Origin of the sequence: Streptomyces odonnellii (genome assembly GCF_000981895.1) — a bacterium.
Classification (GTDB): domain Bacteria; phylum Actinomycetota; class Actinomycetes; order Streptomycetales; family Streptomycetaceae; genus Streptomyces; species Streptomyces odonnellii.
In genome coordinates, this window is record NZ_LATD01000073.1 from 31530 (window position 1) to 42905 (window position 11376).

The following is an 11376-nucleotide window of genomic DNA, read 5'->3' on the forward strand; positions in this document are numbered from 1 at the left end:
CGAACCCATGGAGGGCTAGCCCCGATGACCAGCAACGACGTCCACCGCGCCGATCTGGCCGACTTGGTCTTCGACGGTACGTACGAGCAGGTGCACGAGGACATCCGGGCGGCGCTGCTCGACCCGGTCTTCGACGCCCGCGAGGGACTGACCCTGGCCGAGTCGGGCCGGCTCGCCTATGAGCGGTCCCGGTACCTGCACAGCCGGCTGGAGCGGCCGGTGGAGATCGTACGCAACCCGCGTCGGCTGTTCGCCCTGGCGGAATGGCCCTCGCTGCTCGACGTGTCGACGTTCTCCCTTCTGATGGTCCATTACAACCTTTGTTTCGGCACGGTCGTCGATCACGGCGCCGACCGGCCGGATCTGAAGGACTACTTCGACGAGCTGGACAACCTGGAGTCGTTCGGGCCTTACATGGCGACCGAGCTGGGGTACGGCAACAATGTCGCGGCGATGCGCACCGAGGCGGTCTACGACCGCGCGAGCGAGACCTTCGTACTGAACACGCCGGACCCGCTCGCCCAGAAGTTCATGTCGTACAGCGGCTTCCAGGACATCCCGAAGATCGCCGTGGTGATGGCACGGCTGAAGGCGGACGGCAAGGACCACGGGGTGTTTCCCTTCATCGTGCGGATCAGTGACCGCGACGGTCTGTGCGCCGGGGTGCACGCCGCCGCCTGCCCGGAGAAGCCGGTGCAGGGGCTGGACAACGGCGTCACCTGGTTCGATCACGTCCGTGTCCCGCGCCGCAACCTGCTGCTGGGGGACATGGGAGCGTTCGCCGAGGACGGCACCTTCCGGCCCTCCGGGGGCAATCAGCGCAAGCGGTTCCTGAGGGCGATGAGCCGGATACAGCCCGGCCGGCTCTGTGTCTCCAGCTCCGCGGTCGGCGCCGGACGGGCGAGCGTCTACATCGCGCTCCGCTACGCCTCCCGGCGGCTGACCAACGCCCCCGGCCGCAACGACCTGCCGGTCATCGAGTACCGCAGCCACCAGCTCGCGCTGTTCACCGCGCTGGCGAAGGTCTACGCGATGACGTTCCTGCTCAACCACGTCAAGCGGACGTTCCTGGTGTCCCCGGAGAGCATCCCGGCCGAGCTGAACAACCTGATCTCGATCACCAAGGCGCTCTCCACCTGGGAGATGACCGACGTGATAGCCACCTGCCGGGAGCGCTGCGGGGCCCAGGGCATCTTCAGTGTGAACCGGATCGCGGACTACGGCTCGCTGCTCCAGGGGCTCGTGACGGCCGAGGGCGACAACCAGGTCCTGCTCGCGACCACGGCCGGCCAGATGCTCGCCCAGCGCGACGACCGGCCGGCCCCCGAGCCGCCGGCCCGGGACGGGCGCGGACTGCGGCACTCGGCGCTGCACACCGACCTCCTGCGGTACCGGGAGGAGAGTCTGCTGCACACCGCGCGCGAGGCGATGACCGACGAGTCCGGCGAGCGCACCTATCTCGAAGCGTGGAACGGCAGCATGAACAGCGCCCTGGCGATGGCCCGTACGCGCGGGGTCCGGGTGGCGGTGGAGAGCTTCCGGGCCGCTGCGGCGCGCGCCAGGACCTCCGAGGTGCGGGAGGCTCTGGAACTTCTCATCGCCCTCTACGGCCTCACCGAGATCCAGCGGGACTCCGGCTGGTATCTGGCCCGCGGCGCCCTGACGGCCCCGCAGGTGGAGGCGATCCCCGCGGAGATCGACGCGCTGTGCGCCGGGGTGCTCCCCCACGCGGAGACCCTGATCGACGGTTTCCAGCTCTCCCCGGAGCTGCTGCGGGCGCCGATCGCGGCCGACGACTACGTGGCCTCCTTCCAGGCGGTCGCCGACGCGGTGCCCGCCGGCCGGCGCGGGCCCGCCGAACCCCTGACACCGGCGAGGAGCTGAGCCGCCATGGCACGCCATCTCTACCGCTGCCCGCTCCGCTGGGCGGACATGGATGTCTACGGGATCGTCAACAACGTGGTCTTCCTGCGCTATCTCGAAGAGGCACGGGTCGACTTCGTGTTCCGTATGGGTCCCACCGAGGGTGACGCCTTCTTCAAGGACGGTTCGGTCGTCGTCCGGCACGAGATCAGCTACCGCAGGCAGCTTGTCCACCGCCACGAACCGGTGGACATCGAGATGTGGGTCAGCGGACTGGAGTCGGCCACGGTGACCATCGACTACGAGGTCAAGGACGGCGACAGGATCTACGCCGTGGCCTCCACGGTGATGGCTCCGTTCGACTACCGGCGGGGCCGGCCCCGGCGGCTCACCCCCGAGGAGACGGCCTTCTTCGGGAAGTACGCGGCATGAGGCTGCTTCGGATCGGGCCGGCCGGTGAGGAACGCCCGTGCGCCGTCGGCCCCGACGAGGTCGTACGCGACCTGTCGGCGTGGGTACCGGACTGGGCCGGGGAACAGCTCGATCCGGAAGCGCTGTCCGGGACCGCCCGCCGGCTCGCCCGGAAGGCCGCGACCCTGCCCGCCGTGGATCTGACGGCGGAGCGGGTCGGTCCTCCCGTCCGTCCGGGCGGACATCTGATGACCATCGGGCTCAACTACCGCCGGCACGCGGCCGAGGCCGGTATGGAACTGCCGGCCGAGCCGATCGTGGCCACCAAGGCGCCCTCGGCGACGGCCGGTCCGTACGACGACCTGATCCTGCCGCCGGGCGGTGACCGGACGGACTGGGAGGTCGAACTGGCGGTGGTGATCGGCCGCCGGGCCCAGTATCTGTCCGGTCCGGCCGACTCCCTCTCGTACGTGGCGGGTTACTGCACGGCCAACGACATCTCCGAGCGGAGCGCGCTGCTGGAGCGGGGCGGCCAGTGGGTCAAGGGAAAGTCATTCGAGTCGTTCGGCCCGCTCGGTCCCCTTCTGGTGACCCCCGACGAAGCCGGGGACACGCGCGACATGCGGCTGACGTGCCGGGTCAACGGCCGTCTCATGCAGGACGCCGGCACCGCCGACATGGTCTTCGACGTCCCGTATCTCGTCTGGTATCTCAGCCAGTTCTTCGTCCTGCTGCCCGGCGATGTCGTGCTCACCGGCTCTCCTGCCGGTATCGCCCTCGGCCGTCCCGGCACGCCCTATCTGCGCGAGGGTGATGTGGTCGAGGCCGAGGTGGCGGGCCTGGGCGCGCAGCGCCAGAGGTGTGTGGCCGCCCGCCGTGGCCTCACGGCGCGCCGCTCCGCCGGCACGGGACACGCCGAGCCGTCCGTACCGGGCGAGTCGTCCGTACCCGGCGGGCCGTCCGTACTCAGCAGCGCAATTGCAGTGCCGACCAAGGACGGGGGGCAGTAGGACATGACCGTTTCGGAGCGGACAGCCGACGGAAACGCACTCGGCACGGACAGCCGGGGCCGGGTGGCGGAGCTGCTCGCGATCAAGAGCCAGGCCAGCGAGGGTCCGAGTGCGCGCGCCACCGAGGCCCAGCACGCCAAGGGCAAACTGACCGCTCGTGAACGGATCGACCTGCTGCTGGACGAGGGTTCCTTCAACGAGGTCGAACAGCTCCGTAGACACCGCGCGAGCGGCTTCGGCCTGGAGCACCGGAGACCTCACACCGACGGTGTCGTCACCGGCTGGGGAACCGTCGAGGGACGTACGGTCTTCGTCTACGCGCATGACTTCCGTATCTTCGGCGGCGCGCTGGGCGAGGCCCATGCCACCAAGATCCACAAGATCATGGACATGGCCCTGGCCGCGGGCGCGCCGGTGGTCTCGCTCAACGACGGGGCGGGCGCGCGCATCCAGGAAGGCGTCCTGGCGCTGGCCGGCTACGGCGGCATCTTCCAGCGCAACACCAAGGCGTCCGGGGTGATCCCGCAGATCAGCGTGATGCTGGGCCCGTGCGCGGGCGGCGCGGCGTACTCTCCGGCGCTGACGGACTTCGTGTTCATGGTCCGCGACACCTCCCAGATGTTCATCACGGGTCCGGACGTCGTCAGGGCCGTCACCGGCGAGAAGATCACCCAGGACGGACTCGGCGGGGCGGATGTGCACGCCGAGAAGTCGGGGGTGGCCCACTTCGCCTACGACGACGAGCGGGCCTGTCTGGCGGATGTGCGGTATCTGCTGTCACTGCTGCCCGCCAACCATCTCGAACACCCGCCGTCGCGGGCGACCACGGATCCCGCGGACCGCCGCAGCGAAGCGCTGCTGGACCTCGTCCCCGCCAACGGCCGGCTGCCGTACGACATGCGCTCGGTCATCGCGGAACTCGTCGACGACGGCGAGTATCTGGAGGTCCACGAACTCTGGGCGACCAATGTGCTGTGCGCTCTGGCCCGGGTGGGCGGCGGCACGGTGGGTATCGTCGCCAACCAGCCGCTCGCGTACGCGGGGGTGCTCGACGCCCGCGCCAGCGAGAAGGCGGCTGCCTTTGTGCAGATGTGCGACTCGTTCAACATCCCGTTGCTCACCCTGGTGGACGTGCCGGGCTTCCTGCCGGGGGTCGACCAGGAGCACGGCGGGATCATCCGGCACGGTGCCAAGCTGCTGTACGCGTACTGCAACGCCACCGTGCCGCGTATCCAGTTGATCCTGCGCAAGGCCTACGGCGGCGCGTACATCGTGATGGACTCCCGTTCCATCGGCTCCGACCTGTCGTACGCCTGGCCCACCAACGAGATCGCCGTGATGGGCGCCGAGGGTGCCGCCAATGTCATCTTCCGCAAGCAGATCGCCGACGCCGAGGACCCCGAGGGTGTGCGGGCCCGAGTGGTGAAGGAGTACAAGGCGGAGCTGATGCATCCCTATTACGCTGCCGAACGTGGTCTGGTCGACGATGTCATCGATCCGGCGGGCACCCGCGGTGTGCTCGTCCGGGCGCTGGCGATGCTGCGGACCAAACACGCCGAGCCGCCGTCACGCAAGCACGGCAACCCACCCATGTGACCGGAACGAACCGCCCGGAGGCACCCGCATGACCATGGAATTCACCACGCAGACCGCCGAACGCTTACCCGACGCCGAGCGGGAACGGCTGCTGTCCGCGCCTTCCTTCGGGGACACCTTCACCGATCACATGGTGACGATCAGCTGGACGGAGGAGCGCGGCTGGCACGACGCCCTGCTGCGTCCGTACGGGCCGCTCGTCCTCGATCCCTCGACCCAGGTCTTCCACTACGGACAGGAGATCTTCGAGGGGCTGAAGGCCTACCGGCGCCCCGACGGGTCGATCGCGATCTTCCGGCCCGACGCCAACGCGGCGCGGCTGAACCGCTCGTCCGCCCGGATGGCGATGCCCCAACTCCCCGAGCAGGCCTTCCTCGACGCGCTGCGGCTACTGGTGGACGCCGACCGCGACTGGGTGCCGTCGCGGCAGGGACACAGCCTCTATCTCCGACCGTTCATGATCGCGACACAGCCGTCGCTGGGTTTCTACCGCCCTTCCAACGCCTATCTGTTCGTCGTGATCGCCTCGCCCTCCGGCGCGTACTTCAAGGACGGCGTCAAGCCGGTGTCCGTATGGCTGTCGACGGAGTACACACGTGCCGCGGACGGGGGTACGGGAGCCGCCAAGTGCGGCGGCAACTACGCGGGCACCCTGGTGGCCATGCGGCAGGCCGCGGAACAGGGCTGTGACCAGGTCGTCTGGCTCGACGCCAAGGAGCGCCGCTGGATCGACGAGATGGGCACCAGCAATATGTTCTTCGTCTACGGGGACCGGCTGGTGACCCCCGAGCTGACCGGGACACTGCTGGACGGGATCACGCGGGACTCCCTGCTGACGCTGGCCCGCGACCTCGGCTATCCGGCGTCGGAGGAGCGGATCAGCGCGGACCAGTGGTGCGCGGACACGGAGTCGGGCGAGCTGACGGAGGTCTTCTCGTGCGGCACCTCCTCGATGATCACCCCGGTCGGACGGTTCAAGCGGGGTGACGAGACCTGGGTCATCGGCGACGGCGAACCGGGGCCGGTGACCCTGCGGCTGCGCGAGGAACTGATGGGAATTCAGTACGGCGAGCGCCTCGATCAGCACGGCTGGGTACACAAGATCGCCTGACCGGTCTCCCCGGGCCCTGACCAGCCCGGCCCGCAACCGCATCGAAGGGGGCTCACATTGAACCGCTCGGTTCTTGTCACCGGAGGAAACCGCGGCATCGGCATCGCCGTGGCGCACGCGTTCGCCGACGCCGGCGACAGGGTCGCCTTCACCCACCGTGCCGGTGAACCGCCCGAGGACCTCACCGCCCGGGGCTGTCTCCCCGTCCGGTGCGACATCACCGACGGCGACCAGGTCGAGTGGGCGTTCAAGAAGGTGGAGGAGGAACACGGTCCGGTGGAGGTGCTGGTGGCGAACGCCGGTATCACCAAGGACTGTTCGCTGATGCGGATGTCCGAGGAGGACTTCACCTCCGTGATCGACACGAACCTCACCGGGGCCTTCCGGGTCGTCAGGCGCTCCTGCGGCGGCATGATGGCGGCCAGAAGGGGGAGGGTCGTGCTGATCTCCTCGGTCGTCGGCCTGTCCGGCACGGCCGGGCAGGCCAACTACGCCGCTTCCAAGGCGGGGATGGTCGGCTTCGCTCGGTCGCTGGCCCGGGAACTCGGTTCGCGCGACATCACGTTCAATGTCGTCGCCCCCGGTTTCGTGGACACCGATATGACCAGGGCGCTCGGCGAGACACGGCGCGCGAAGATCGTGGGGCAGGTGCCGCTCGGCCGTTACGCGCGGCCCGACGAGGTCGCCGCCGTGGTGCGCTTCCTTGCCTCGGAGGAGGCCTCGTACATCACGGGCGCGGTCATTCCCGTGGACGGCGGGCTGGGCATGGGGCACTGAGCGAGCCCTGTCCGGCGTTTCTTCGTGGGCGACACCGCGACTTCGCGACACCGGACAGGGTCTGAAACCCACGGGTCATGCTGGGCCTCACGGGTCTTGCAGCCGGGGGCGGCTCCGCCGACGGGTGTCCGGGACGGGGCCGTCCGCCGTACGGCCGGTCAGGGACGTCAGATGTGCTCCGAGATGAGCACGGCCCTGGTCGACGGGGCCAGGGCCTCGAAGACATGGGCGAGATCCGCCGGGTAGGCGACGTAGTCGCCCGCGTTGATTTCCACCGGGGCGTCGGCCACTCCGACCAGGGCCCGGCCGCTCGCCAGCAGGACGTGCTCCACCACGCCCGGCATATGCGGGTCCGAGGCGCGGACGGTGCCCGGTTCCGCGTCGATGCGGTAGACGTCGCGGCGCGCGCCGGGCGGGCAGGCCGAGAGCAGGGTCGCCCGGTAGTCCGCCCCGGCGGCGGCCACCGCCGCCCCCTCGTCGGCTCTGATGACCTGGACCTGCGGCTGGGGCGGGTCGAGGAGACGGGAAAAGGGTACGTTCAGGGCCACGCACAACGCCCACAGGGTCTCCAGGCTGGGATTGCCGCTGCCCGACTCCAGTTGGGACAGGGTGGACTTGGAGATCCCGGCCTGGCGGGCGACCTCGCTGAGTGACAGCGAGGCCCTGACGCGCTCCCGGCGGAGACCGGAGGCGATGGACGCCAGTGGGGGCTTGGCCGGCAGAGGCACTTCCTGCACCATTCGTTCGCTCCAGCGGTCGCATGTTCGTCTTGACGAACCATCAGGGAATGTTCATTCTACTCTCTATGCATTCGATATGGAGAACGCTCGACCGAGGGCTGCTGCGGGACATCGCGCTGGTGTGCCTGGCCGTCGGCGTCATCGGCCTCTCGTACGGCGCCATCGCCGTCACGTCCGGATTCCCGCTCTGGTTACCGGTGTTACTGGGCCTGCTGGTGGTCGCGGCGTCCTCGGAGTTCCTGTTCATCGGGATCATCGCGGCCGGTGGCAGCCCGATCGCCGCGGTGCTGGCGGGCCTGCTGGTCAACGCGCGCCATGTCCCGTTCGGGCTGGCCGTGCCCGACGTCCTCGGGCACGGCTGGCGACGTCTGCTCGGCACCCATCTGATGAATGACGAGACCGTCGTCTTCGCTCTGGCCCAGGAGGGCCTGTCCCGCAAGCGCGCCGCCTACTGGGCGTGCGGCCTCGGCATCCTGATCTGCTGGCCGCTCGGCGCGGTGGCGGGGGGCCTGATCGGTACCGTCATCGAGGACACCGACGCCTTCGGGCTCGACGCGATGTTCCCGGCCATCCTGCTGGCTCTGATCCTTCCGGCCTTCCGTGAACGGGAGAAGCGCCGGGCGGCTCTGGCCGGCGCCGTGATCGCCCTGGCCACCACCCCCTTCCTGCCCGCGGGCCTGCCCGTTCTGCTGGCGCTGGTCGCACTGACCACGACCACCACCGTGCGAAAGAAGGCGAGCCGATGAGCAGTCAGATCTCCCTGATCGTGGCGATGCTGGTGCTCGCCGCGGGGACCTTCGCCTTCCGGCTCGCCGGCCCGGCCCTGCGCAGCCGGATCAACTTCCCGCCACAGGCCGAGAGGCTGATGGAGACGTCGGCCATCGTCCTGCTCGCCTCACTCGTCGCCACAACGGCTCTGATGGAAGGGCACGGTCCGGCCGGAATCGCCCGCCCGGCAGGGGTCGTGGTCGCGGGTGTCCTCGCCTGGCGCAAAATGCCCTTCCTGGTCGTGGTGCTGACCGCTGCCGCCTTCACCGCCGTTCTGCGGCTGCTGGGCGTTCCGTAGCGGGTGGCCCTCGCCACCTGAGCCGGGGGGCGGCGCGGAGCGTATCGGCAGCCGCGCGCCCGGACCTCCGTCGTCGAGGGAGAGCGCCCAGGCGAAGGCGACGATCCCCGCCTGGAGCCGGGACTCGACGCGCAGCTTCGCCAGTATCCGGGCCACATGGGCCTTGACCGTGCGTTCCGTGACGGCGAGCCGGGTCGCGATCATCCTGTTCGACTCGCCCTCACCCAGCGCCCGGAAGACCTCCAGCTCGCGCACGGACAGATCCGAGATCTTCGCACGGATCTCCTTCAGCCCACTGGATACGGAACTCGTCCGGCCGAATGCGGCAATCACCGCGAGTCTTACACCCTCGTCGACATCCATCGGCAGGTCTTGTCTCCACTCGCCGTTCCTTTCCATATCCGCGTCTCCCCATATCCCCTGGCGTGTCGTTTGTCGATCCCTGTAACAAGACGCAGTCAACCAACGTGGATCATTCAGAGGAATCCCCACTGGTGACGATGGCTGAGTGTGCTTGATGTCCGACTGACAAGTGCACCTTGACAGTGGAAAATGCCAAAATCCATGGGTGATTCGCGGGTCTTCCCTTGCTGGAGAAGCCCTTGGCCTGCGAGGATACGATTATCCGGGCCATGCGCGACCGAGCACCACGTATTTGAAACCGGATGAACGGTTTATTCACCGGGCCCGGATGCCCCGGTTCCGATTCCCTGTCGCACTCGCCGAAAGAATTCGGTCTCCGGTGGCGTTCGACGGTCTTCGGAGGCCTTCGACGAAGGAAGGCCTCCTGCCGCGAATCGCCACGGGGCCATCGTCATACCGTATACGGGATCCGGACCGACGGGGCCGGAATAAGATCCGCTTCACGTCCTGGAACCCGCCCTCCGGGAAAAGCCAGTCGCGCCGACCGGGCGGCTTCACCGATGCCCTTCTCCATCATGTCGTAGATGATGTTTTCACCATGTACCGCGAGCACTCGAAGTACTGCGAGCACTCGAACCTCTTACGCACCATTGGATGACGGGGGGGGCGGGACGCCGGTGTGACTTGGTGCCGTGAGAAGGGCCTTGACCTGGGCTGCCCACAGTGCGGCGAACGACGCGGCCGTCCGGACCTTTCGCGGTCCCGCAGCCCGCCAGCCCCACCTCGCCGCCCCCGGCATCTGGTCCGACACCGACCGCAACCGTCCTGTCTCATTCGACCCTGCTGCCAGGGCTTGCCCTGACCTACGGAGACACCAGGCCGGGTGCGACACCGGAACCTTGCCGTCTCACGTGAAGTCGTCGGCGGAGCGGGAGCGGCGGTCTCCCCTTCGCGCGAGGATTGTGTTGGACTGTCCCGGCATAATCCGTACACGACAGTGGGTGAATGCGATGCCTCTTGAGGGCGAGTACGAGCCGAGTCCGGCGCAGTGGGTACGCGAACAGGTCGAGCTGTACGAGAGTTCGGGCGGCACACAGGGCGCAACGCTCCGGGACACGGGCCTGCCGGTCGTCATCGTCACCATGCGCGGCGCGAAGAGCGGCAGGATCCGCAAGATTCCGCTGATGCGCGTGGAGCACGAGGGGCGGTACGCGGCGGTGGCCTCGAAGGGCGGCTTCCCGCAGCACCCAGTCTGGTACTTCAACCTCAAGGCCGACCCACACGTGGATCTCCAGGACGGCCCCGAACGCCAGGGCATGACGGCCCGTGAGCTCACCGGGGACGAGAGGACCCAGTGGTGGCAGCGCGCGGTCGCCGCGTATCCGCCGTACGCCGAATACCAGGAGAAGACCGACCGCCTGATCCCGGTCTTCGTACTCGAACCCGAACACCTGTCCGGACCGGCGAACGCCCCGGCACCGACGGGGAACTGAGCTCCAGACCCCACCCGCCCGGCACGGCAAGGCACCGCGCGGCCGGGGACACAGGCCGCGGCGTCTGGCGGAGGGCGTACCGCTCTCCGGCGTACGGACGTCGTCAAGGAGTAGTCGGGCCTGGGTACAACCGTCCTCGATAGCGTGCTGAGGAAGTTCGTGAATATTGGGGAGGGCTTCATGCCGGAAGGCCAGGGCGGTACCTACAACCACGTGGGAGAAGGAGCAAGGATCACCGGCCGGCTGATCCAGGCGCGCGACATCACCGGATCCATCACCTCCGGCCCGGACGGTCTCACCATCACCGGCGCGGCCGACGGCGAGAACCGGGAGCCGGACGACGCGGACGTCCACAACCATGTCGCCGCGGGCGTGGAGATCGGCGGTCAACTGATCCAGACCCGCACCATCACCGCAGCGCCCGGCCAGTCCGTCCGGCAACGCCCGAGGAAGACTGCGAAGAGATTCGTCTGGCCGACCGTACTCGGTGCACTCGCCGTCGTCATAGCGGTGTTTACGCTGTACGTGGGCCTGTGACTCAGCGAGCCGATCACGGCCTCGAAACTGTCTGGCCGCCCACCACGGAGCAGGTCCCGAGCCGGCCGTCAGAGGCACGAGATCGGCGAGGTTCGGCAAGCGGGGCCTGAACACGGGCAGCGGGACGAGCGGGTGCGCCATGGATCTCGCCCCGAGCAGAACGAACCGGGCCGTACGAACAGAGCCGGCGGCATGAGGCCCGAAGGAGGCCCCCCGCCGTGACGTTGCCCGGATCGGTCAGCGCCCGGGCTCGATCAGCGGCTGCCGGGCGGTGGCCCCTCAGCCGCTGCCGGTCGCGGGCGGCACCGGCGCCCAAGGGCGTCGGAGATTCCCAAGGGCGTCGGAGATTCGGAGTTGCGCTGCGCTCGTCGGGCGGCCGGTTCTACGGTGGGCGCATCGACCGGGCGCG

The 11376-nt window shown here is 68.8% G+C and carries 10 protein-coding genes and 2 pseudogenes; 10 read left to right on the forward strand and 2 right to left on the reverse strand.

Annotation, left to right across the window (positions count from 1 at the left end):
* The first annotated feature begins 24 nt into the window (after positions 1-24).
* The 6 genes and pseudogenes from WH07_RS08665 to fabG all read left to right on the forward strand — a co-directional run bounded on the left by WH07_RS08665 (position 25) and on the right by fabG (position 6768).
* Positions 25-1884, forward strand: coding sequence for an acyl-CoA dehydrogenase family protein (locus WH07_RS08665; RefSeq protein WP_046497422.1), 1860 nt, complete (start codon positions 25-27; stop codon positions 1882-1884).
* A gap of 6 nt (positions 1885-1890) precedes the next feature.
* Entirely contained in the window at positions 1891-2295 is a 405-nt protein-coding gene (locus tag WH07_RS08670) for an acyl-CoA thioesterase (RefSeq protein ID WP_046497425.1), read from the forward strand.
* Positions 2292-3131: pseudogene (locus tag WH07_RS08675) on the forward strand (fumarylacetoacetate hydrolase family protein); the annotation flags it as partial. The gene WH07_RS08670 and the pseudogene WH07_RS08675, both read left to right, overlap by 4 nt.
* Before the next feature lie 156 nt (positions 3132-3287).
* Positions 3288-4880, forward strand: a complete 1593-nt coding sequence (locus WH07_RS08680; protein WP_046497426.1) for an acyl-CoA carboxylase subunit beta — start codon at positions 3288-3290, stop codon at positions 4878-4880.
* A 28-nt stretch (positions 4881-4908) separates the two neighbouring features.
* A complete protein-coding gene (locus tag WH07_RS08685; RefSeq protein WP_046497428.1) occupies positions 4909-5991 on the forward strand; it encodes a branched-chain amino acid aminotransferase in 1083 nt (360 codons plus the stop codon).
* A gap of 57 nt (positions 5992-6048) precedes the next feature.
* Positions 6049-6768, forward strand: a complete 720-nt coding sequence (gene fabG, locus WH07_RS08690) for a 3-oxoacyl-[acyl-carrier-protein] reductase (RefSeq protein WP_046497430.1) — start codon at positions 6049-6051, stop codon at positions 6766-6768.
* Between the two features lie 167 nt (positions 6769-6935).
* Here the strand turns inward: fabG and WH07_RS08695 are convergent, their stop codons facing one another.
* On the reverse strand, positions 6936-7508 hold the full coding sequence (locus WH07_RS08695; RefSeq protein ID WP_046497433.1) for a helix-turn-helix domain-containing protein: 573 nt from the start codon (positions 7506-7508) through the stop codon (positions 6936-6938).
* 65 nt (positions 7509-7573) lie between these two features.
* On the opposite strand from WH07_RS08695, the gene WH07_RS08700 reads away from it, so the two are divergent.
* Positions 7574-8254: an AzlC family ABC transporter permease gene (locus WH07_RS08700; RefSeq protein ID WP_046497436.1), complete on the forward strand. Its 681-nt coding sequence runs from the start codon at positions 7574-7576 to the stop codon at positions 8252-8254.
* Complete coding sequence (locus tag WH07_RS37295; protein WP_079023073.1) at positions 8251-8574, forward strand: AzlD domain-containing protein; 324 nt, start codon at positions 8251-8253, stop codon at positions 8572-8574. Before WH07_RS08700 ends, WH07_RS37295 begins: the two co-directional genes overlap by 4 nt.
* Before the next feature lie 111 nt (positions 8575-8685).
* Here WH07_RS37295 and WH07_RS41730 read toward each other — a convergent pair.
* A pseudogene (locus WH07_RS41730) lies at positions 8686-8973 on the reverse strand (helix-turn-helix domain-containing protein); the annotation flags it as partial.
* A gap of 974 nt (positions 8974-9947) precedes the next feature.
* Here WH07_RS41730 and WH07_RS08710 point away from each other — a divergent pair.
* Both WH07_RS08710 and WH07_RS08715 read left to right on the forward strand, forming a co-directional pair.
* Entirely contained in the window at positions 9948-10430 is a 483-nt protein-coding gene (locus WH07_RS08710; RefSeq protein ID WP_046497438.1) for a nitroreductase family deazaflavin-dependent oxidoreductase, read from the forward strand.
* Between the two features lie 159 nt (positions 10431-10589).
* Entirely contained in the window at positions 10590-10967 is a 378-nt protein-coding gene (locus tag WH07_RS08715) for a hypothetical protein (protein ID WP_157877300.1), read from the forward strand.
* Positions 10968-11376: the final 409 nt, after the last annotated feature.